Source organism: Prevotella sp. DNF00663 (assembly GCF_001553265.1).
Lineage (GTDB): Bacteria > Bacteroidota > Bacteroidia > Bacteroidales > Bacteroidaceae > Prevotella.
In genome coordinates this window covers 16,193-40,326 of record NZ_KQ960590.1, presented here as the reverse complement: position 1 = coordinate 40,326, position 24,134 = coordinate 16,193, and the positions used below count along the sequence as shown (strand labels likewise).

15 protein-coding genes are annotated in these 24,134 nt (G+C 45.7%); 5 read left to right on the top strand and 10 right to left on the bottom strand.

Annotation, left to right across the window (positions count from 1 at the left end; all coding sequences use genetic code 11):
* Positions 1-7 precede the first annotated feature (7 nt).
* The 3 genes from HMPREF3034_RS01000 (at position 8) to HMPREF3034_RS00990 (ending at position 4,374) form a co-directional block, all read left to right on the top strand.
* The gene (locus HMPREF3034_RS01000) at positions 8-3,193 is read left to right on the top strand and encodes a S41 family peptidase (RefSeq protein WP_062432540.1); all 3,186 of its coding nucleotides are present in this window, start codon (positions 8-10) and stop codon (positions 3,191-3,193) included.
* A gap of 82 nt (positions 3,194-3,275) precedes the next feature.
* Entirely contained in the window at positions 3,276-3,596 is a 321-nt protein-coding gene (locus HMPREF3034_RS00995) for a metal-sulfur cluster assembly factor (RefSeq protein WP_036896074.1), read from the top strand.
* A gap of 13 nt (positions 3,597-3,609) precedes the next feature.
* Positions 3,610-4,374, top strand: coding sequence for a UDP-2,3-diacylglucosamine diphosphatase (locus HMPREF3034_RS00990; protein ID WP_036896185.1), 765 nt, complete (start codon positions 3,610-3,612; stop codon positions 4,372-4,374).
* A gap of 140 nt (positions 4,375-4,514) precedes the next feature.
* On the opposite strand, the gene HMPREF3034_RS00985 is transcribed toward HMPREF3034_RS00990, so the two are convergent.
* The 7 genes from HMPREF3034_RS00985 to HMPREF3034_RS00955 all read right to left on the bottom strand — a co-directional run bounded on the left by HMPREF3034_RS00985 (position 4,515) and on the right by HMPREF3034_RS00955 (position 16,670).
* Entirely contained in the window at positions 4,515-5,387 is an 873-nt protein-coding gene (locus HMPREF3034_RS00985; protein ID WP_036896072.1) for a ChaN family lipoprotein, read from the bottom strand.
* Entirely contained in the window at positions 5,384-8,203 is a 2,820-nt protein-coding gene (locus tag HMPREF3034_RS00980; protein ID WP_062432486.1) for a M16 family metallopeptidase, read from the bottom strand. Before HMPREF3034_RS00980 ends, HMPREF3034_RS00985 begins: the two co-directional genes overlap by 4 nt.
* Before the next feature lie 12 nt (positions 8,204-8,215).
* The gene (locus HMPREF3034_RS00975) at positions 8,216-9,454 is read right to left on the bottom strand and encodes a DUF4929 family protein (RefSeq protein WP_062432483.1); all 1,239 of its coding nucleotides are present in this window, start codon (positions 9,452-9,454) and stop codon (positions 8,216-8,218) included.
* A 26-nt stretch (positions 9,455-9,480) separates the two neighbouring features.
* On the bottom strand, positions 9,481-10,875 hold the full coding sequence (locus HMPREF3034_RS00970; protein ID WP_062432480.1) for a RagB/SusD family nutrient uptake outer membrane protein: 1,395 nt from the start codon (positions 10,873-10,875) through the stop codon (positions 9,481-9,483).
* Between the two features lie 14 nt (positions 10,876-10,889).
* Positions 10,890-13,907, bottom strand: a complete 3,018-nt coding sequence (locus tag HMPREF3034_RS00965; RefSeq protein ID WP_197421709.1) for a SusC/RagA family TonB-linked outer membrane protein — start codon at positions 13,905-13,907, stop codon at positions 10,890-10,892.
* 71 nt (positions 13,908-13,978) lie between these two features.
* Complete coding sequence (locus HMPREF3034_RS00960) at positions 13,979-14,869, bottom strand: sirohydrochlorin chelatase (protein ID WP_062432475.1); 891 nt, start codon at positions 14,867-14,869, stop codon at positions 13,979-13,981.
* A 100-nt stretch (positions 14,870-14,969) separates the two neighbouring features.
* Entirely contained in the window at positions 14,970-16,670 is a 1,701-nt protein-coding gene (locus HMPREF3034_RS00955; RefSeq protein WP_062432472.1) for a leucine-rich repeat domain-containing protein, read from the bottom strand.
* 345 nt (positions 16,671-17,015) lie between these two features.
* Here HMPREF3034_RS00955 and HMPREF3034_RS00950 point away from each other — a divergent pair, with 345 nt between their 5' ends.
* Complete coding sequence (locus HMPREF3034_RS00950) at positions 17,016-19,199, top strand: alpha-galactosidase (RefSeq protein ID WP_062432537.1); 2,184 nt, start codon at positions 17,016-17,018, stop codon at positions 19,197-19,199.
* Between the two features lie 103 nt (positions 19,200-19,302).
* Here the strand turns inward: HMPREF3034_RS00950 and HMPREF3034_RS00945 are convergent, their stop codons facing one another.
* Positions 19,303-19,686: a lipocalin family protein gene (locus tag HMPREF3034_RS00945; RefSeq protein ID WP_062432469.1), complete on the bottom strand. Its 384-nt coding sequence runs from the start codon at positions 19,684-19,686 to the stop codon at positions 19,303-19,305.
* 865 nt (positions 19,687-20,551) lie between these two features.
* Between HMPREF3034_RS00945 and HMPREF3034_RS00940 the strand changes: the two genes are divergently transcribed.
* Positions 20,552-20,797 (top strand): hypothetical protein, encoded by a 246-nt coding sequence (locus HMPREF3034_RS00940; protein WP_062432467.1) that lies wholly within the window; start codon positions 20,552-20,554, stop codon positions 20,795-20,797.
* A gap of 4 nt (positions 20,798-20,801) precedes the next feature.
* Here the strand turns inward: HMPREF3034_RS00940 and HMPREF3034_RS00935 are convergent, their stop codons facing one another.
* Both HMPREF3034_RS00935 and HMPREF3034_RS00930 read right to left on the bottom strand, forming a co-directional pair.
* Positions 20,802-22,274: a TolB family protein gene (locus HMPREF3034_RS00935; RefSeq protein WP_062432464.1), complete on the bottom strand. Its 1,473-nt coding sequence runs from the start codon at positions 22,272-22,274 to the stop codon at positions 20,802-20,804.
* Positions 22,275-22,296: 22 nt separating this feature from the next.
* Positions 22,297-24,117, bottom strand: a complete 1,821-nt coding sequence (locus tag HMPREF3034_RS00930) for a DUF6057 family protein (protein ID WP_062432461.1) — start codon at positions 24,115-24,117, stop codon at positions 22,297-22,299.
* Positions 24,118-24,134: the final 17 nt, after the last annotated feature.

Below are 24,134 nucleotides of genomic sequence, written 5' to 3'. Positions count from 1 at the left end.
GGCAAATATGAAAAGACAACTATTCTTGGCTGTGGCTTTGGCCTCATCGCTATGGGCTTCGGCTCAAACCAACCCATTGTGGATGCGTTATAGTCGTATCTCTCCTGATGGACAAACCATTGCATTCTCGTATAAAGGCGACATCTTTACAGTGCCCACGACGGGCGGAAGTGCACGTCAGATAACAACCAATTCGGCTTACGACTCATACCCTGTATGGAGTCCGGACGGCCAAAAAATAGCCTTTGCATCAAGTCGTGAGGGCAGTCTCGACGTATATGTAGTGGGTAAAGACGGCGGTGTGCCGACGCGATTGACCTATAATAGCGGCGACGAAATACCGATGGCGTTCAGCGATGGTATGCATGTATTGTACTCAACAAGCTTGATGCCGACCTCTAAATCTATTATCTTTGCAAGCGGTTCATTCCCTCAAGTATATCAGGTGAGTACCGAAGGCATGGCTAGACCGACGCTCTTCTCCGAGCTAACGATGTGCGATGTGAGCATCAATAGCCGTGGCGACGTTCTTTATCATGACCAAAAAGGCTATGAAGATCTTTGGAGAAAGCATCATACATCGCCTATTACGCGCGATATATGGGTAAAGCGAGAGGGTAAATACAGCAAATTGACCTCTTTTAATGGTGAAGACCGCAATCCTGTATGGGGTAGTGGCGACACCTATTATTATTTAAGTGAGGAGAGCGGAACTTTTAATGTGTACCGACGGAATTTAGATGGCAGTGGAAAACAGCAACTGACAAGTTATAGGGGTAACCCCGTGAGATTCTTATCGCGTAGCAACGATGGCATGTTGTGCTATGGTTACGACGGTGAGATTTACACCCTTCGTGAGGGACAACAGCCTAAAAAGGTGGCTGTAACAGTGGTGTCCGACCGTAACGACATCGACCTTGACCGGCAGACCTTGACACGTGGTGCGACGGAAATAGCAGTCTCGCCCGGTGGAAAGGAAATTGCTTTCGTGCTACATGGCGATGTGTACGTCACTTCTGTGGAATATAAGACGACTAAACAAATCACCAATACACCTGAACAGGAACGTAGTATTGACTTCGCACCGGACGGTCGAAGCATTGTTTACGCCTCTGAGCGTGGTGGATTGTGGCAGATTTACCAGTCTACCATTAAGAGAAAGGAAGAGAAACTCTTCACTTATGCCACCGAGATAGAGGAAGAACAGTTGGTTAAGAGCGACCAAACTTCGTTCCAACCTCGCTATAGTCCCGATGGTAAATCGGTGGCCTATCTGGAGAATCGCACCACATTGAGGGCGGTAGATGTGAAGAGTCACGCCCTGCGTACGCTCATGGACGGTAAGTATATGTACTCTTATAGTGACGGCGACCAGTGGTTTGAGTGGAGTCCGGATAGTAAATGGTTGCTCAGTAGTTACATTGGTACCGGCGGATGGAACAACAGTGACATCGCACTGGTGGCAGCTTCAGGTTCCGGAGAAATCCATGATATTACCGAAAGCGGTTACAACGACGGTGATGCCAAGTGGGTATTGGGTGGTAAAGCCATGCTCTTCCAGAGTGATAGAGCCGGTTTCCGTAGCCATGGAAGTTGGGGTTCGGAGTCGGATGCCTACTTGATGTTCTTCGATTTGGATGCTTACGAGCAGTTCAAGATGACCAAAGAAGAGAAAGGACTCTTTGATGAAGCGAAGAAGAAAGATAAAAAAGACGATGCCAAGAAAGACGAGAAGAAGTCTAAGAAGGTGGAACCTTTGAAGTTTGATCTTGATAATTGTCGCGACAGAGTGGTTAGATTGACGGTCAATTCTTCCCACATGGGTGACGCAATTCTTAGTCCCGGTGGCGATACGTTGTACTATCAAGCCGCTTTTGAAGGTGGTTACGACCTGTGGCGTCATATGATCCGTGATGGTAAAACAGAGATAGTAGAGAAGAATATAGGCCGTGGCGGTATGCAAGCTGATAAAGATTTCAAGAATATCTACCTGTGCAACTCTACCATTAAGAAGTTTGATGTGGCAAAGAAGAGTTCTTCTGCTATCGGTTTTGAGGCTCGATTCAACTATCAACCCTATAAAGAGAGACAGTATTTGTTTGACCATGTATGGCAACAAGTGAAGGATAAATTCTACGATACTAATCTGCATGGAGTAGATTGGGTTGGTTATCGCGCCACCTACGAGCGTTTCTTACCTTATATCAACAACCGTTACGACTTCCGAGACATGCTTAGCGAGATGCTGGGCGAGCTGAATGCTTCGCATACCGGCGCTCGTTTCTATCCCGATGGAGCCAAGTTGAAGACGGCTGTATTGGGGCTTTTCTTCGACCAAACGTACACTGGAGATGGTCTGAAAGTCGATGAAGTCATCAAACGTGGCCCATTTGCCGTGAAGAATACAAAGGTTCAGCGTGGTAGTATCATCGAAGCTATCGATGGACAGAGGATAGAAGCAGGTAAAGCCTACGATATGTTGCTCGATGGAAAGGCCGGAAAACCGGTACGAGTAACGGTCAACAATGGTGGCAAATCGTTTGATGTGACCGTTCGTCCCATCTCTAAATCGCAGCAAGATGAGCTCCTTTACAAGCGTTGGGTGGATCGTAACCGTGCTATTGTAGACAGTCTTTCGGGCGGACGATTGGCTTATGTGCATGTGAAAGCGATGAATAGCGAGAGTTATCGCACTGTATTCAGTGAGTTGTTGAGCGATAAGAATCGACAGAAAGAGGCCGTCATCGTCGACGAAAGACACAATGGAGGTGGTTGGTTACACGACGATTTGTGCACATTACTGTCGGGTAAGCAGTATCAAAGCTTCGTTCCGCGTGGCCAATTCATTGGATACGACCCTTGGAACAAGTGGGTAAAACCATCTTGTGTTATGGTTTGTGAAGACGATTACAGCAATGGTCATGGTTTCCCATTCGTCTATAAGACTCTCGGAATAGGCAAGATTATCGGCAGACCTGTAGCAGGTACGATGACAGCTGTGTGGTGGGAGCGACTCATGGACAACCAAATGGTGTTCGGAATCCCGCAAGTTGGCTGTCGGGATATGCATGGTGTGTATGGCGAAAACAACACTTTGCAGCCCGATATAAAGGTATATAACACTCCTGAAGACTATCTACAGGGAAACGATGAACAACTGAAACGTGCCGTAGAGTTGATGTTGAAGAAATAAGACGAATCCTTTGTGGGATTCATCGAAAACGTTATCTTTGTAAAAAGAACGTGGTTAAGAAGGTGTATTAATAGACTTAGCAATGACACAAGAACAAAAAATAGCAATAGAAGAGCGTATCGTGGACGTGTTGAAGACCGTCTACGATCCTGAAATACCTGTGAATATCTGGGATTTAGGCATGATTTACAAAGTAGATGTGCAAGAAGATGGTAATGTGGAGGTTGATATGACCTTCACATCACCCTCATGTCCGGCTGCCGATTTCATTCTTGAAGACGTTAGAACAAAGATAGATAGCGTCGAAGGAGTGGTATCCAGCAGTGTGAATCTGGTGTTTGAACCTGCTTGGGACCAAAGTATGATGAGCGAAGAAGCTCGCGTGGAACTCGGTTTCGACTAAATTTTGCATGCCCATGAAGAATGTATACTTCCTTTCAGACGCCCATTTGGGATCGCTAGCCATAGAGCATGGTCGTACGCAAGAGCGTCGGCTGGTGCGTTTCCTTGACAGTATTAAGGACAAGGCATCGGCTATCTACCTGCTCGGAGACATGTTTGACTTCTGGAACGAATACCGTTATGTGGTTCCAAAAGGCTATACGCGTTTCCTTGGGAAGCTGAGCGAGCTGACTGATAATGGCGTGGAAGTACACTTCTTTACCGGTAATCACGACATTTGGACGTATGGTTATTTGGCAGAAGAGTGTGGTCTCATTGTGCATACCAAGCCTTTAACCACCGAGATATACGGCAAAGTGTTCTTCTTGGCACATGGAGATGGACTCGGAGATCCCGATAATAAGTTCAAATTCTTGCGTAAAGTATTCCACAACCACACCTGTCAACGCCTGCTATGTGCCATCCATCCGCGTTGGGGAATGGCTCTTGGGCTTAATTGGGCCAAGCATAGTAGGTTGAAAAGAGCCGATGGTAAGGAGGCTCCTTATATGGGTGAGCACAAGGAATATCTCGTTCTTTTCACCAAAGAGTACATGAAGACGCACGCCGACATAGACTATTTCCTTTACGGCCATCGCCATATAGAACTCGACTTGATGCTTAGCAAGAAGGCTCGGATGATGATTTTGGGTGATTGGATATGGCAGTTTACCTACGCAGTGTTTGATGGTGAGCACATGTTTATGGAACAATATATAGAAGGAGAGACTCAACCTTGAGTCTCTCTTTTTTTTGTTTTACCTCTTTAAAAAGCTTTCAATAGGTTGGTGCAGGGGCGAGGCAACTTTGCTGTCTAGGTTCGGCAGTATTGCTGCAGGGCTTTTGCAGCATTGCTGCCAAAGCCCTGCAGCAATATGATTTAGTACGAAGTGCTCATGTCTTGTGGCACGATGATGTAGTAATCGGCCTGATTTTGATACGCACTATCGAGTTTATCAATCTCCTCTTGTTTCACTGCCATGATGGTGGTGATAGTTGTTTCGGGACGATAACGGTTGAGATAGTCTATAATACCCGTCTTTCCAGCTGTGTGATAGCTACCATTGAAATGTAGGAAATGGTGACGTCCGATGTTCTTTGAGATGTTCCAAGCCATCGTGGCATCCTTTAATGCTTGTGCCATGTGCATGCGTATGGGGTCGTCTTTCTTACCATGGATAGATGCCATGAGCGAGAATGCGGCCGTACTTTTGCCTTCCATCGTAAAGGGGATAGGCAACGGAGGGAGATATTTCTTGGCATCTGCACTCAGGCTATCGAGGTAATCAAGGCCATGATACTTCACCACGTTGGCATAACGGCGCGGTACGTTGGTGGCAATAAATCGTAGATGGTTTTCTTCGGCGAACGAGAATACCGGCTCGTAGTCGGTCTCATAGTTTGGCCATAGACGCATTTCATCGGTGAACTGCTCGTATTTGATGTTGCCATTCAGGTATTCGTCCATGATGAGTTGGTTGTCTGCCTCGTACATCTCTGCCCCCAACATCAAGTTGTCTTTGTGCTTGGCATAGAGTGCTTCGGCTATTTTGAGTTCCAGCCAGTGGGTGATAGGGCAGTTGTGCATTTCGCCTACGAAGACGACATCGCTCTTGGAAGCTTGCTTTATCATCTCTTGGAATGGGACTTCGTGGCCTGCGTTGTCGACCAGTGTGAATGCTTTCAAGTCGGATTTGGCCATTGTCAACAGGGGCATTACCAATAGTAAGAGCAGTAAATATTTCTTTTTCATGATTTTCCTTTGAGTTTTAGAATTGTTATTGTCTTTTGATGGATGTATCGTTTGAATGCTTGGAGCACGTCGTCGGGTGTGATAGACGACAGTAATTCGTCGTAGTTTTCGAAGTCGGCTAGCGATTCGCCGTTCTTGAGTCGGCCAACAATCTCTCCACGCCATGCTCCGGTGGCATCATCGGTCAGCGTTTTAGCCTTGGTCATGCGGAACGAACGCTTGATATTCTCCAGTGTCTCAGCCTTTACTTTGTGTGTCTGTAGGTCGGTCAAGATGCCCTGTATGAGTTTCTCTGCCTTACCTACGTTGGCTTCATCGAGTGTCAAGATGAGGTCGAAGTAGTAAGAATGGCCGTCTATACCGTGATAAGCTAAGTCGGTGAAAGGCGAGTAGGTGAGGTTTTCTCGGCGACGTACGATGTCGATAAGCTGCTTTTGCAGGAGTTCGCGCATCAGTTTGAGCGTAAGTGTGGTGCGTAATGATGGTTCATAGTTGCCACTTAGCAGAATATGGAGCGTGGTTTGCTCGTCACCATGGCTATCTATGACGTGAGTAGCCCGTTGGTTTGGTAAGACGTTTCTCACTTCGCGATAAATTGTGGGGATATTATGAGATTGCAGACTGCCCAATGTGGCTGCGGTCACTTGCTTCATACTGTCGGCATCGAAATCGCCTGCGATGACTATTGTGAGCTGTGCCGGATCGGCATAAAGCGATTTGAAGTAAGCCGTCATGTGGTGAATGTCTTGGCGTTCCAAGTCTTGGCAAGTCTGGCGTGGGCGTATCATGGACGGAGCATCGCCCATTATTGAGTCTCTAAGATTGGTAAGCATGCGGTTGGCATCCTGTTTCAGTAGCATCTGTAAGGGTGTTGTGGTTCCGAACGAAGCCACTTCCTCGGCCTTGGTCTCGTTGAATTCAGTTTCATTAACTTCCGGGTGATGAGTCTTCTCTGCGATAAGATTCAACATCTCTTGGGCTTTTGTTGCCGGGGCATTGCCTATAAAACCGTGCCAATAAGAAGCGATATTCACGCCCAATGATAGTCCGCTCTGTGCCATATAGTCAGATAACTGCTCATAAGGTACCTTGGCTAAACCGCCCATATCGATGTATCCAGCCGTTCCGGCATATTGGTGATAAGTGCTATCGGGCAAGTCGGCCGTGCCTCCACGCCCGAATCCTTCTATCGTGAAAATGCCACTCTCATCGCGAGTAGGCCTTAGTACGAGTCGTAATCCGTTTTTCAACACGATATCATAAGTGTTGGTTTGTGGATAGTGAGTTTCTTTGGCGATAGCCAATGGGGCAAATACGTACTTCTTGGCAAGACATTCCGGGGTAGGCTTGATTTCTTCGACCGATTCGACGTGCGGTGTGTAGACGTAGGGTTCGACCTTTTGGTTTTTCGCACGGTGCCAAATGCCAGCTATCTCTTGCTTGGTGAGCGAATGGCCGCTACGTTGTACATAGCTTACGAGTTTGGTTTGGTCGGCTGCCTTTAACCATTCTGTTAAGATGGTCTGTAATTGTTGCGCGGTGGTCTTGGCCAGTTGCTCGCGCACAAGTTCCACATCCTCCGGTGTAGAGAGTTTGCGGTCGCCGGCTATCAAGTAGTCGGTGAAGTCCTCGCACCATGCTTCCGAACTCTGTTCGCTATCGATTGATGCCAAATGCTTGGTAGATTCGGAGATGAGCAGTGCCATCTCTTCTTCCGAAAAACCCTGTTGACAGGTGTGTCGGAGGCAGGCTACGACTCGCTCTAAACGCTGTAATAACTCGCGTTTGTTGCTACCTTGTAGCGACAAGGTGAAGAAGTTTTTATCGGCCAGATACCATGCGTCGGAAAAATCTACGCTGCCTTGCATCCATGAAGCGCGTTTGTTCAGAGCAGATATGAGCATGCGACCTCGTAGCTTCTGTGTAGTAGAGGTGATGGTTTTGCTGATGACGGTGGCGTGAGGCACCATTACTTCCAGTTGCTCGCCTTTCTTGAGCGTGTCAAGCATCGTGGATATGGAGATGCCTTTATCGTGTTTGAAAGGATAGACTTGATACCCTCGCAACTTTCTGGGTTGTATTCCGCCAAATAATTGTTGGATGGTTTGCACGGTTTTGAGGGCATCTAGATTGCCTACAGCGACGATGGCAGCTAGTTGGGGAGTATACCAACGATGGTAAAAGTCAAGCAAATCGGCCTTGGTAACTTTTTGTATGTCGTCTATACTGCCTAGTGGGAGCTTCCGGCGATACACGGTGTTGCCCATTTTCAGGTCGTAGAAGGGGTCGTAAATGTCGTATTGGCGTAGCTCTTCGAGTATGATGCCACGTTCTTTTTGTATGTATTCATCGGTAAAAGTGAGGTTGCAGAGCCACTCTTTAAGCATCCCCAAGGTACGAGAAAGCGTAGAAGATTGCCTATCCTTTACAGGAACGGTGAGCATGTAGTAGGTTTTATCGAACCCGGTCATGGCGTTGATGTCGCGACCGTATTGCATTCCCAACGTCTCAAGGCTGTCTATCATGCTTAATCCGGGGTATTGCTTGCTTCCGGCAAAGGCCATGTGTTCCAAAAAATGAGCCGTTCCGCCCTGCATAGCCGACTGCTGCATGGAGCCAACTCGCAATACCAAGCGCAGTTCTACGCAGTTTTGAGGAGCTTGATTGGGCATGACGATATAGCGTAGACCATTGTCTAGTCTACCCTCTATACATGTTTTAGGGAAATTGATGGGCTTATCAACAGCAAAGGCATTGATAGGAATACTAGTTCCCACCAATGCCCAAACTGCCAAGTATCGAAGTTTTAATCTCATTCAACACTTGGATTAGTGATTAAAAGTATATGTTACGGTGAATTGTGTGTATCCGGAGGCTGTCTCATGGTCTAATGCAAACCGGTAGATCATGTTTCCGTTGCCGAAGTCGATGGTACCTTTCGGAGCCACCCAGTTGCTGGGCGTTTCTCCCCAGTCGTCTTTATCAATGGTACTCTTGAACAAGAAATAACCGGGCATGAGCGTGATTCCGTTGCCAATGAGTTCTTTAACGGTCTGTGTAGTCCATGCGTTTACGTTGCCGGATTCGTCGGTTCCATTGGGTGTCTGAATGCTCTTGCCCTCGTCGCTCATCTTTTTCCAGCGGTCCCAAGCCGTGTATGTGAAACTGAAAGGAACGGTGGTGATGTCTTCGTCGTACTTATCCTTGATCTTACTTGTAAAGCTGATGGTCTTATCCTTTAGGTTAATGGCGATGCCATCGAGTGTGGCGGTGAAGGTTTCTTTGGCTTTATCAAAGCCGATAGCCTTGAACATGTGGGGATAAGCGGTCGATACATCTTGCCAAAACTCGTTCTCATCGGTCTCCTTATGGAGCCAGTTGCCGAGGAAGGCGGTGAGTCCGAGGGGGTTGTCGGTCATCTTAAGCACCGGTGTATCGGCTGTAGAGGCCTCGCTCAAGGTGATGACGGTGACGCCCTCGAAGGTCTTTGTCTCGGCATCGGTGTACACGCCAACCTCGTCGGTGGGCGATTTTGCCTCTACTTTGCAGTTGACCGTGCCAAGGATATTGTTCAGATTAATACCGTACTTGGCACGATAGCCGTCGATAAGTTTTATCTGTTCGGTGGTCAATACGGGGAGTGCGGGATTCGGGCGTACCGTTATGGAGAGGTCGCCCTGCGCCACCATGTTGGCATCGGAGAACTCCGCGGCCTTCAGTACGACTGTGCGCTGCTCGTTGAGGAGATTCTTCTGGTTCGACGAGATGGTGACCTGAGCCGTCTTAGAGCCTGCTTTCATCGTCACGACATCGCTGCTTAACTTCAACACGCCGTCGTCGTTGTTGACCATCTGCAGTTTGATGGTGACATCGTTTTCGACGGTCGAGGTAGCCATCAAGTTTACCGTGATGCCTTCGGTGCTGTTTTCTGTCATCGAAGGGTCTACAGTTGTCGATAGTTGTACGTAGTTTTTGCCTTGATATCCATTGTTTTCGTTGCTGCTACATGATACGGTTGCGAGCACGAAAGCAAGAAGTGATAACGTCAAAGAAATAATCTGTTTCATATTATTGATTTTAAATTCGTTTTTAATTATCGATTCAGTGGCCATCCCTCGTTCTGTGTCACATTCTCGTTATAGCGATATTCAGAACGCGGAATGGGGAATGTCCAACGGTAATCGTCGGCTTTGATGGTAGAGATAATGCCCTTGTTGAAGACGCTACCCCGGTGAATGGAGCGTTTGTGGAGGCGTTTCAAGTCGAGAATTCCTTGTCCTTCGCCTACAAACTCTTTCTGTTTCTCTTGCAGGATTGCGTCAATGAGTGTTTCACCGGTGAGCGTTTCTGTGAGTGGAGTAGCTTTGACGGCATTGAGATAAGCATTGATGGTGGAGATAGCTTTGGCATTTTGCCCCAATTGAGCATAGCTCTCGGCAGCAATAAAATAGGCTCCTGCCGGACGCATCATGTCTATGTAGCGATTATCGGTGCCTGCTTTCAGATTCTTATTGTACTTGCCCAGCAGCGTTCGCGGGGTTCCATCCATGTTGAAAGTAAGCACATAGCTGCTTGTTCGATGGTCTTCGGGAGTGAAAGATATGTTTGGATTCACTGCGAAATAATCTCCATTGGCAGCTCCAAATTGTATGCTGGTGTAGTAACTACCGTCGTTGTAAAATGCAAAGATGCGGTTCTTGTTGCTGGTTGTAGTCCAAAGGCTTTCTATTCCGCCCTGTGTGAACATGTCGGTAGAGCAGTCTTTGATGATGTCTTCGGCCAGTTGGATAGCCTTACTATAGTTTTCGGCATAGAGTTCCACCTCTGCTTGCAGATAGATGGCGGCTTTCCTTGACAACCAACCGTTTGCCGTGGGGACGTTGTTAACGCCGGTTGCTTGAGTTAACAAGGCGCGGATGCTGTCGGTACAAGTGGCAATTGACGAACGTTTGGGGAATTTGAGTCCCACTTTATCGGTTAAAATGATACCGTCGGCTTGTGGGTTGCGGTCGTAAGCGGGGGCGTATAGCTGTAGAAGCTTGAAGTAACAGAGTGCTTTTAGCGTCTTTGCCTCGCTTATAATAGCTGTTTTCGAGAACTTGTCATTATCGTTTGTCACCTCAATCTTCTCTACTCGTTCGAGCAAGGTGTTGCACGAAGCGATGGTGTTGTAGAATTGTAACCACAGATTTTCGGCCATTGTGGTTATCTCACTGTCCTTCCACGAGTATAGGTTCTGCTTGCTAATATCCTTATTGGTATAGTTTGTGGGCATAAAGTCTTCTCCCATGACCGACAAATCGAACTCGCAATGGGGGTAGAGGGCGTAAGTTGAAGCAAGCAAAGAGCGTGCTTGCTTCAGTCCAGAGATAGCATCCGGGTCGCTATATTCATCGGCCGGCGGTATATTGATGGTGCAAGCAGTGAGCAAAGTGCCACATAGGACTGCCATTAGGAGATGTGATAGGTATTTGAAAGTCATTTTCATGAAATTGAAAAGTATCAAAATGTAAGATTTACATTTAGTGTATAGACCGGTTGAAGTGTACCGGCTAGGGTTCCACTTTCGGGGTCTGACTCGCTATAAGAGGTCCAATTAAACAGGTTGGAAGCCTGCAGTGCCACTGAGGCAAACCTTATGAAAGGCAGATTGCGCTTGAGTAGGTTGCCCGGAATGCGATAACGGAGCGATAACATCGACAGTCTGATGAAGTTGCTGTTGCCGAGTGTACGTGAATTGGCAAAACGGCTGAGGTTGTCTTCGGCCACAGCCGAGGTCCAGAATGGTGTCGGATAAATCTTATTCTCATCGCCACTCTTGAACCACATGTTGTCTATCTGCCCCGAAGCAGCATTCTTTTTCACGTGGTCGTAGTTGCGTACATAGGTGTAGTTGAACTGTTTCTTACCACCAAAATTATAGTAGAAGTTCATATCTAATTCAAAAGACTTGTATCCAAGGTTCATTCCGAAGCTGCCGGAGTAGGGCGGTGTGGAGTGTCCCAAGGCCACTACATCTTCGCGGGTCAATGGTTCGCTGGCCTGTTTCTCGCCATTTGGGGTTGAGAAAACAGGATAACCGGTCAGTGGATTGATGCCTAATGAGCGCGGACCATATATCATATCGTAGGATTTTCCTACTTCGTAGTCGGGCACAATGGCGTCGTCTGAGGTGTAAATCTCGTGTGCATAGTAGAGATCTATCACCTTATTATTATTGTAAGCCAAGCTTCCGAAGAGCGATAGCGACCAGTCGGGGAGCTGCAATACTCTCCAATTGGCCGAAGCCTCAATACCGTTGTTGTCTAAAATGCCGATGTTGCGCTTCAAAGTATTGAATCCTGTGGAGGTTGGGATGGGCACATCGAGCAGCGCTTGTTCCGTTCTGCGCTTGTATAAGTTGATATTCAGCGTCAAGCGTTTCATGAGTTCAGTCGTCAACATCACGTCGAACGACTTGGTAACTTCGGGTTTCAGGTTCTCATTAAACAGGCTGATGAGCGATAGTTGGCGCTGATTCTCGTAGCTAGATTCCAAATATGAGAATGTGGCGACTGTAGATGAGGCTGAAACTCCGTTCAGATTGGCTATCACACCATACGATGTGCGAAGGTTCAGGCGTGTCAATAGCTTGTTGCCTTTGAGGAAATTGTAGTTTGAAGGAGTCCACCCCAAGCCTACAGCCCATGCATTATTCCAGCGTTTATCGGTTGGAAGGATGGACGAACCGTCTCTTTTGTATGATGCGTATGCGTCGTAGAGGTCGCTATAGGTGTAACTTGCCAACAAGCCGGCGCCTATTTGGGCATTGCGGTCTTTCTTTCCCGATGTGCGTTCGCGACGTACTCCTGTGATGGAATGGTTGATGGCCGATGTGGAATTGATGTCACCGACACCGTAGCCTATCGTTCCGATATTGTCATAAATAGACCGATAGTAGTCAAAGTTGGCTCCGACGGTCACGCTATGCTTCTCGTTGAAAGTCTTTTCGTATGTTACACGTAGATTGGAAGAAATGTTGGTGGTGGTGTTTTTGGCACGTTGCAGAATACCACGTTGATATTCCGCCACGCCACTATTGCGTTCCGAATACGACGAACCCGGCGTAAACTTATTGCTTTCATCCAATAAATAGTCGATACCACCGACGTATTCGATGTCCAATCCCTTGATTGGTGTGAGCGAGAGGTTCAGACTTACGCCCACAGATTTGTCGGATGACTTCTCTTGATATTGATTGAATAGGTCGGAGAATGTACGTCCGGGATAGGAATATAGTTTCCCACTGGCAGGTGACTCGTATGGGTTGAGGTCGTAAACCAACTGTGTGGGGTCGTTGGAAGTTCCCACCGGAGTATTTACTTTGGCATATGAGCCGTTCATACTAATCATGGCGTAACCTATCTTGCCCAAGGTTTTATCCAAGTTTAGGCTCACTCCGATGTGCTCTTTGTCATTTCCTTTGATTCTTCCGCCCTGTTTGGTGTAGTTGAACGAAGCGAAGTATGAACTTTCCTCATTTCCTCCGCGCATGCTTATCGTATGTCTGGTGTAGATACTATTGCGTAGTAATTCTTTGAACCAGTCGGTATTGGTCTGTCGGAGGTTGTTTAATAGCTTCTCACCTTCGGCTATTAGTTGTGCCTTGTTGGGGTTGTCAGACTCATATCTGTTATAATAATCGGCACTGTAACGATAGCCCGGAGCAGCCGGATTACGCATCAAGCGCTCCAGTTCCAGTTTTTCTGATGTCTCCATGAGTTTTAGACCGCGCCGTCCACGAGTCGTAATACCCATATTGAAGTTATAGTTGATGGTGGTTCCTTCGGAGTTTCCACGCTTCGATGTAATCTCTATGACACCGTTGGCTGCCTTGACTCCGTAGAGAGCACAGGCCACCGCGTCCTTCAAAACCTTCATCTCGCTGATGTCCATCGGATTCAGATTGTAGAACGTTTCGGCTGTGATAATCTTACCATCAAGCACATAGAGCGGTTCGTTGGAGACGTTTCCGCGTCGCAAGGAAGAGTTTCCACGAATGCGTAATTCGGGTGTTTTGCCCAGCTCTCCGGTATTCATGACGAGCAATCCCGGCACTGCTCCTTGTAAAGCCAGCCCCATATCGATGCTGGGTTTCTCTGTGACAAGCTTCATATTCACTTGGTCTACCACGCCGGCACGTGCTCTTACATCGATGGCATTGATGTTGGTGCGAGCCTTAACCGACACTTCGTTCAGCATGTTGTCGTCTTCTTGCATCGAGATATTGGCTCTTGCCTGACGTCGATACTTGAAGCTTTGACCCTTCATGCCTAAGTATGAGAAGCGTACGGTTTCACCCGGACGTACATTGAGCGTATAGTTGCCTTGCGCATCGGTCACTGTCACTCGGCGAGTACCTTCTACTTTGACCGTTACACCGGGTAGTTCGCCACCTTGTGAGTCGGTCACTTTACCGCGTAATACATCGGTAGAACTCTGTTGTACGGTATGAATGGCCTGCAACGGTAATGGTTGCATACTGCCAAACAGTACACAACCGCCCCACACGAAGGATTGTAGAATATGATAGAATGTCATCTTTGATATGTTTATCTATCCAACCATTGCTGAGCACAGTCTACTATCCACCCGCTCACTTCGCCAGCTCCATCGGGTAATAAGCCTTTATCGCCATATACCACTTCTACATTTTGACCGGCTAATGCTTCATCTACAGCCTTAATTAAGCCGAAACGTTGTGCCATTCCTTTGATGCCTGAAGTGAGATACACGCCTTGTAAGATGATGCGTTTCTTGTGTTTGGCAGCTTCTTTGATGATAGGCAGTGCGTCTTTTACAAACTCTTGTCCCATTTCTACGAATGCATGGTTGCTGTAATCGAAGCCCATACCGCGTCGTACCTTACTATCTATACTTTCTATCAGTTCTTTCCAAAAGGGCATATAGGCTTCGTCGCCGTGTGCAAGGATGATGAGTGCCTCGTCTTTAGGATTCTTTGAGAGTTGTTGTACGTTGTGAAGTGTAATCTTTTCGCACACATCGCTGAACATAAAGGTCGGCCCCATGGTGATAGGGATGCGGGTCTTGACAAACTCTGCATGCTCTTCTACCAATCCTTCTCTTATATATGAGTTGTATTTATGGCCGAGAAGATTGGGTATATCCTCTTCTGTATGCGATGAAGGACAGATGAATATGGGCATGGCGAAGATGGTATCCACTTGCTCACGTTCCAAGTCTTTCACCACTTCACTTATGTTTGGGTGTGTATACTCCATCAAAGCCGTGCGCACAATAGCGAAGTCTTTGATGCCACGAGCCTTGAGTGTGTCGCTTACTCTGCTTTCTAAGTCAATCGCCGGCTTGTTCCATGTAGGATTAGGTGAGCCATGTGCGATGACTAGCAACGCCTTTTTGGCTTGGCAGAATATGGATACACAGAGGAAGAGTGTAGTCAGTAATCTTGTTTTTGTGTTCATTATATATAAAAAATGTAATTTGATGGGAGAAAGTCGGGGACTTTCTCCCGTTTCTTTTTATTGATGTTGATTTCCGCTGATTATATATTTCAGTTCTCAATTATTTGACTGTAAAGACCTTGGAATCTAATGTTGTATACATACCATCAACCACTCTCCTGAATCCGCCAACGTATAATTTATATGTACCGGGCTTTTTGAAAGTCAGCAGACCGTCTTTCAAATCGTAGCAATCGGTCGATACCTCTTTACTATCTTGATCTTTGACGGTTACTTCTAATTCATCTCTTTTATCGTCTAGATAACTAGCTACGGTCGTATAGTCAATAGTTCTGCCGTTGAGTGTCACTTCATAGGTCTGGAAATTGGCCGAAACTCTTACTCTAATATCCTCAATGGCTTTGGCTATATTCATCATTCCAATAGGGTCTATGCCGTTGAATTCTACTTCCAATGCCTCTAGTTTCTCGAATACTTCGGTACCATCAAAGATTGATTTCAATGAGTTGTTGGTAGCAATGAGACGTTTCAGATTGGTAAGACCTTTCAGATTGATCTCTGATAGTGGATTAGGAGTATCTTTATTGTAGTTTTCCGCTCCTTTCTTAGTACCTTTCAGATTAATCAATTCTATCTGCTTATAAGGTGTGAAATCTGCTTTAATAAGTTTCTCGTTGCCTTGTAATTCAAGGTCGATTACCATTTTCGGCAACTTGAATTGGTCGCTAGAAGCTAGGTTGTTGTGTGCTAATTTTAGGTTGGTTACACTCTTCAAGGCCGAAAGGTCAATGCTTTCTATTTGGTTACCATTCAAGTCGAGTACTTTGAGATTAGGTAAATTGCCAAGTTTACAGGTCTCTCCTTTCAGGTTACAGTTGCATACGGTCAACTCTTTCAGATTATTACAATTGTCAACGTTGATACCTTTTACTGACTCACAATTGTTGATGTTAGTATAGGTAAGCTTGGTTAGACCGGCAATATTGACAGTGTTGCTTGAGTTTTTGTCTAATTTTCTAAGGTTTAAACTTTCCAATACAGGATAATCCTTAGCTTCAAACGAGAGGTTTTCCAGCTTTGTGGTGGCAAGTGTAAGTGTCGTCAACATCTTATTATCTTCCAACTTTAGTTCTTTCAGAGGATTTTCGGGGTCAACAGTCAGGTTTTTAATACCCGTGTTCTTGATGTGTAGGTAAGATAATTTCGGATAGTTATAGTTCACGTAGATGTTGAATCCGTTGTCTTCGCTGGTCGTTTCGAGCGCCAAAAGGTTCTGCAACTCCAGAGAATCGAGTACAGCTAGGTCGTGTAAAGAGATTTTTTGTAAAGCTGTAGCGCCTGTGCTCGTACCGTCAATAAGCAATGTTCGCAATGCCGGAGCATGTGCCAAGTTCACCTCTTTCAATGCTGCCGAGTTGAGGACGATACGCTGTAGGTGTTGGAAATTATTCTTTTCATCGTTGAGTACCAGCGACTTGATACCACCATCTTTGCTTTTTCCGCTACGCAACTCCTTGACACGATAGATAGAAGAGCCTGTGGTGCCTTTAGTTTCTTCCCATACGATGGTCAGATTTTTGCGCTCCCATTCTGTAGGATTATCTGATTTGAAATCGGCTTCAATATTATTGGCTGCTGCAATTTGGCGAATTAAGGCCACCTCTTCTTTGATGCACGACGTTAGATTCTGTGGTTGTCCTTCTTCCACATTTCCCGGTTTGATATCGTCTTTGCTGCAAGAGAGCAAAACAACCGAAGATAAAATAGCCATGAAACCAGCTACAATAGAGGACTTGTTCATAATCTTTTGAATTAATTGTGTGTAAATTTGATTTTAAATATTACTATTTATCTGTATGCATTTGGATGCTTCCAAAATATCAATGCAAAATTAACAGTGTTTTACAAGGGTTACAATACCTAAAAACGATGATTTAAGTGATGCCTTATGTGTCTTCTATTATCTGTTTTAGGTATTGTAGTGGCTCTTGGTTATTATGTGTTGATAGACAGTATTAAAGTGATTTTAAACTCTATTTGAGTTTGCTTTATTTCAACAAACTTCTTATCTTTGTGATGGTTTTTCTAACTATCGTTTAAACGATGCATACCATTTATCAGCAAAATGAAAAACAAATATAAATATATGAAGAAACTCTTGTTGGCCTTTATAGCCTTGATGAGTATGTCGACAGCTATGGCTGCCGACAACAAGACTTATCGAGTCAGTACAGACGAAACCGACCTTGTGTTGCAGGTAGGAGACAATGGACGACTCTATCAAACCTATCTTGGTAAGAAATTGAAGTTTGCCGACGAGGCTTCTAAAATCTCTTATCGAGTGGGAGCAGGGCGTGTTGGTGCGACAAATGTGGATGGTTGGGAAGCTTATCACTGTTCTGGAGCAGAGGATTATTATGAGCCGGCTTTGGGTATTATGCATGCCGATGGCAATGCCACAACGTATTTGTATTTCCAGTCGGCCACAGAGAAGAGTGTAAAAGGTGGAACGGAGTATATCTTCAATCTGAAAGATAACAAGTATCCGGTCTATGTGACGTTACACTATGTGGCTTATCCCAAGGAGAATGTCATCAAACAGTGGGCCGAGATACGCCATGAAGAGAAGCGAAGCATCAAGATGCAACAGTATGCTTCGGCCATGTTGTATCTCAACAACAAATACTATTTGACACAGTTTAGCAGCGACTGGGCTAAAGAGGCGCAACAGGCTACACAACAGCTTTTGCCCGGTAAGAAAGTAATAGATACTAAACTCGGCACACGTGCTAATATGTTCATGCAACCACTCTTCGAAGTAGGGCTAGACGAACCTGCCAACGAGCGCCATGGGACGGTTTTGCTCGGTACATTGGGCTGGACAGGTAACTTCCGCTTTACTTTTGAGATAGACAACTCCGGTGTCTTGCGTGTTATATCAGGTATCAATCCGTATGCTTCGGAATATGAGTTGCAACCCAAGACGACGTTTAAGACTCCCGAATTCATCTTCACTTTGAGTACCAACGGTGTGGGGCAAGGCAGTCGGAACTTGCATAATTGGGCACGTCAATATCAACTTCATAAAGGACAGGAGCCACGTATGAGTCTGCTCAACAACTGGGAGAATACCTATTTCAGTTTTGACCAAGAGAAATTGGCAGCTCTGATGAAAGAGGCTAAGACTTTGGGTGTAGACTTGTTCTTACTCGATGACGGTTGGTTTGCCAATAAATATCCGCGTAATGACGACCGTGCTGGCTTGGGTGATTGGGAAGTTAACCGTAGCAAGTTGCCCGGTGGTGTCCCTGCTTTGGTCAAAGCGGCCAAGGAAACAGGGGTTAAGTTCGGTATCTGGATAGAACCGGAGATGGTCAATCCCAAAAGCGAACTCTTTGAGAAACACCCCGATTGGGCTTTTACACAGCCCAACCGTGAACCTTATTATTACCGTCATCAATTGGTACTTGACCTCAGTAATCCGAAGGTTCAAGACCATGTGTTCGGTGTTATAGACCGTATCATGACAGAAAATCCCGATGTTACTTTCTTTAAGTGGGACTGCAACTCGCCTATTACCAATATATTCTCGCACTACACCAAGAATCAAAACAACCTTTACGTGGACTATGTGCGTGGCCTATATAAGGTTTGTGACCGAGTAAGAGCCAAGTATCCCAACGTCACGTTGATGCTTTGTTCGGGTGGTGGTGGCCGTAATGACTACGAAGCATTGAAGTATTTCTCAGAATTTTGGTGTTCAGACGATACCGATCCGGTTGAACGTCTATATATACAGTGGGGATTTTCGCAGTTCTATCCGGTCAAAGCGATGTGTGCACACGTCACCGACTGGAATAAACGTGCCAGTGTCAAGTTTCGCACCGATGTGGCTTCGATGTGTAAACTCGGTTTTGATATAGGTTTACAACACCTGAGTGCTGATGAGTTGGCATTCTGTCAAGGAGCTGTGAAGAATTGGAACCGCTTGCAACCAGCAATTATGGATGGGGCACAATATCGTTTGGTATCGCCCTACGAGGGCAACCATATGGCTGTAAACTATGTGAATGAGGCGAAGAACAAGGCTGTGTTGTTCAGCTACGACATCCATCCACGCTATGAAGAGAAGTTGGTGACGGTGAAACTTCAAGGCTTAGACCCGGTTAAGAGGTACCGGATAGAGGAAATCAACCTAATGCCCGGAGCCAAAAGTTCGTTGCCGGAGAACGGCAACGTCTATTCGGGCGACTTCTTAATGAACATAGGTCTCCATGCTTTTACGGCCGGCGACATGCGTAGTAGAGTCATAGAACTCAGCGCAGAATAAATTCTTTAATAGCCTGATGGGCTATATCTATCACAAACCGGGGGCAGTCTGGCGAATGCTAAGCCTGTCCCCGGTTTGTGTATGAGAGTTTGTTGAGTTCGTATTATTTACCTGCTTTCTTTAATGTATAGCGTACCCAACCTTTCAATTTACCTGTAAAATTCAATTGTAGTATAAGTTTCGTTTCAGTAATCTCAACTATAGTAAACTTTTCTTTAATATTCTCAGCTTCGCAAGTGAGTTGGTCTTTGGCTAAACTCCACTTCATTTTTGCCGGGGTACCATTGAGTTTGTTGAGAGAACTTCCGAAGCCATCTGTGTTAAAAGTATACACATACTTCGTATATTCGTGACTTTCTTTGGTAGGTTCTTTCTCTCCTTCCGATATAAGTTCAGATTCTTCCCATACGGTTTGCCATGTACCCATTAATAGTTCTTTGGTGTTTTCGGGTAGATCGTAGCCGGCTTTGTCGCAAGAAGAGAACATAAAACATGTTGCAAGTAAAAGCATTGCAACGCATAAATAAAGATTTCTTTTCATTGTTGTTGTAAATGTTTGGTTAAATACTATTTGGATTCGTCTCAGATAGTTCTGGTTTTCGGCTGCAAATGTATAAATAATAAATTGTTTTTTATGCAAGAGATGGGAGTGGAATGGTTGATATTTTACATAAAAAACACAAAAAAATATAAATAAATCAAGAATCCTCGTGTCTTTTGTCTAGCATTTCAATATGGAGTATGGTGTTTATTAACTTGTCAACTCGCCAACTTGTAAATTCGTTTACTTGTCTATCAGCTTACTGCAAGGTCGACTCAGCGTTGCTGCCTAGTCTTTGCAGCATTGCTGAAGTGGCTAGGCAGCGATGCTGGAGAAGCTTTGCAATGGCCCCACCCCGACCCAATCGTTTTAGTAGACAGGTAAACAAGTAGACAAGTAAACGAGGTTTTAAGTTTACAAGTAGACGAGTTTCGGTTTTAGTTTGTAAGTCTTTTAGTTTATAAGTTGTTAAGTGAGTTCGTAGCATTGTGCTTCATGCTTACTAATTGCTATATACTACTTGCCATTAGGTTTTTCTTGCGAGCGTGAGAGATGAGGTCTCAAAGTGGAAAATGATACTTTCTGACTAGCTGTCTGTACAGTAGCTTTAGCGACTTTTAACGCTTAAGCACTTGGATAGGTCGGATACTTCTTCTACTTTTGTTCACATGAATGTCATTCATGAGTTCTGATGATGATCAGATTACTACAATTACTAATTTACAAATAAGGCACGAGAGACTTTAATTCTTTCCGCTAAAAGTTAGGGTGGGAAAGATTTATAATATTGATGAAGTAGACTTTAAGTTGTATGAGAAATAATACCGTGTTGTTGTGTACTCTAGGTACATTGAATCAAGTAAATGACCAGCCTATGCTCGGTGCAGATTTAGACCGAGTTCCTAGAGAAGAGTCTTATACGAAAGGCTTTGCTCCTTGTTTCGTAGGCAAGATAAACCTATCTAAAGGTGCTACAACTTTATCCTTACATGCCAAAAAGATTAAGAACGAGGAAGCTATGAACTTTTGGATGTTGGAACTGAAACGGATAAAATAGGCCTTTATCTCGCTTTCGTTACGACTCTTTCATCGCTGGAAATCTCTTTGGCAGCCTCGCGAGCATTGAACTCTACAGGACGAAGGGTGAAGTCGGGCGTGTTGTAAGAGTCGAATAAGCGGTCATAATATTGAGCCGGATGGCGCTGGGGAAGTAAGAATGGTTTGGTGGCACGGCCTTTGTCGTCGATACTACTGATGTATAGACGTGTGTAAAGACCGTCACCGCGCCGGCTTGTAAATACAAACCAATGCGAATTACGCGTCCAGTTGTGGTATGAATCGGTGTTGCGGCTGTTGGTAACAGTCAATGGTTGAGCCTTGCCTGTGTGTAAATCGAGCAGCCAATTATCGGCCTCATGGTGCCAAATGGGGAAGCACCCGTAGTCGGCCATGGTAAACATGATGTATCGACCATCGTAAGATGGACGCGGATGAGTGGCGCTTTTGCCCATTTGTCGAGCATTGAAGATCGTGTCGACACGTTGCCCTAACTTACCTGTAGCAGGGTCGAAAGCTACCTTACATATATTATAACGTATCTGTTTGTAGCCTCCGGGAATGGGATGAGCTACCGAAGAACAGAAGTAGAGCGTGCGTCCGTTGGGCGAAAATACGGGATATGTCTCGTAATGAGAGTCGGTCATGACGAGCGTGTCGAGTAATAATTCGTGGGTGGAAGGCTTGTAGACAAAGATATCGGAGGCTTGATCAAACACTTCTATACGCTCGCTTCGTACGGTATGGAAGCTTTGGTGGGTTTGGTTGGTGCTGTAGGCGCAGTATTGACCCGACGGATGCCAATAAGGATATACCATCGAACCATGCAGCGTATCGCTTTTGGCTTTGAGCCATTCGCGCTTGCCATTGATGGAAATGAGTGTTGCTCCGTGGCTTCCACGAACGTGGAAGGTGAATTGGGAAGGGTTGGTGCCATTGGAAGTGTGGCAGTTGAGGCATGCTCCGGGAACGGTCGTGTTCTCGATGATAGGCTCTTCGTCGAAGTTGGAGAGGTTGCGTTGATACAGTCCCATCTTGCTATAGATCTCAAATCCCGGTGCAATGCGACGATAGGTGAGTCCCCACTCGTCGAGCGCATGTTTGCTTACGTACATCTTGAAACTCTTGTATTGTGTCCATTGTCCATCGGTTTTCACGCTCAACGTGAAGTTGAGGCTGCCCCCACGGTTTGCTTTGAGCAGGTTGTGCCATTCGTCTATGTCGAAGTCTATGGCATTTCCGCTCTCGTTTATTTCACCGCTTTTCGAACCTTTGACAACGATGTTGAGAGCATCGTAAGTCCCTCCAGTGTAGTCGAAGTTCATGGGTGCAATGTCTACAGGGATGGTTACGCCTACGTAATCGGGGAAGATGGTCGGTAGTTTATCTACCTTTTGGGCATTTTTCGGGGTGTCGGTGCAACTCGTCATCAGCATGATGGTGAGTATATATAATAGGTATGAGATGGTACGTTTCATGTCGTTAATGTTTTAATGGAAATCAATAGATGAGTTGCATCTTCTGTTTGCCTTGCTTCTCTTGCTTTCGGCTTCCAATAAGAAGGTAGTGCCAAGCATTGGTAGAGAGTGGTGGCTGCGAGAGTTCCGATGCCTCTTGGTTGCGCATATAGGTACCGATGAAGTTGAGCGTGTTCTCTACCGTCATCTTATCAAGACTATAGGGAATGTCTCGAAGGCTACCATGTTGTTGCAGCCACACGCCCACGAGTACTTCTTGGAAAGCTTTCGGGATATGGGTGTAGTTCACGTATTTACCCAACGGATAGTATTTCATGAATCGTTGTACGTCGCCTTGCAGCAGTTCGTAGGCCATCAGATACTCGTAAGCCATTTTGTTTTGGTAGTTACCCACGAAAAGCAGGCCGAGCATCTGATCCATTTCGCGGTCGCTAAAGAGGAAGTCGGTCTTCTGTTGGCGATCGGAACTCAAGCGCAAATAGAGCGGGTCAATTTTCAATCTGTCTTTGTTGCCGATGACTTCTAGCGTCCATGTAGCCCATTTGCGGTAGAAGAGCGACTGTTGTAGACGTCTCAGATACTTCGTGGCAACGGCATATTGACCATTGGCTATTTCGCATTGGATGATGCGTTGGGTCAGTCTGCCACTCTTACGGAAGTTGGGTATGGCCTCTTGGGCCTCGAACATGTAGCGCAAAGCCTCGTTAACCATACAGAGACGAAAGTAGATTTCGGCCGTAGAGACTGGCGAAGTCATGTCTCGACTGAATGAGGGGAAGAGTCCTTCGGCACCGTTTTGATAGAAATCAAAGATTCTATCGGATAGTTCATTGCGTTGGCTGAGAGCCAAGTTGACGCAAGCTACCGACATAGGAGATGATGGTTGCTTCTTTGTAGCTTTGTCGATGATGGCGTCCCATTGCTCATTACGTACCAGATAATCATAGTCTATGAGTTCGTATTGTGGACGAGTATAGCCGTAAGCAAGTGATGAATAGCCAACAGCGACAATGATACTCGTAGAAGAAAATAGCCATAGGCGGCTTTTCTTCGGCTCGTGTAAACGTGAGATGAGCAGTGGAATGCACACTATGAGAGCCATAACTACCCACTGAAGTCGTGGGATCAAGGCTGGGTAACGGTAATAGTTGATACCTCCCATGAGTCGATACAAGGGATATTGCAGACTATAAGAGAGGAGGTAAATGATGATTCCGGTATAGATTAAGGTTAAGATGCCTACCAAAAAGTTTGTAGGCGAGCTGCGTTTAATAAGTTCATAGCCGGCTACATAGGCTGCTACGACCCATACGCAGGCTCCGAATAGCCAATAGAATAGTGGAATAAGAATAAGCAGGAAGATGATTTTATGCCATCTTCTTGTGGGAAAAGCTTCGTTTCGGCTTATTGCATGGTAGCCAATTAGAGTACATAAGGCAGCAATGAGAGCTATCGTGAAGCTCAAAAGTACGCTTTCATCGCTCATAAAAAACCATAGTGCGAAAGCTGGAATGAAGCTGAGGATATACCAAGTGTTTGTACTACTAAGGCGACGGCACAGCTTCCACGTAAGTCTTTGGATGCTTGTGTAACACAAGGCTAGGATGATGGCACCGAGAATGGGGATGTAATAGAACTGTACCAAGAACTCGCTGATGTAGTCGGCCAATCCTCCGGGAACGCAGATACGCTCCCAAAAGTATTCGGAAGAGAATAGGAAGAGTTGATATTGTTCTTGGTAACTGAGGATACTGACGCCGGGAATGAACCAAAACACAAAGACTGTAATGGCAAATAAAATAGAAAGCAGGGCTTTCCAATGGCAGATTAGTAGTTGTTTCATATCATTAGTAGAACGAA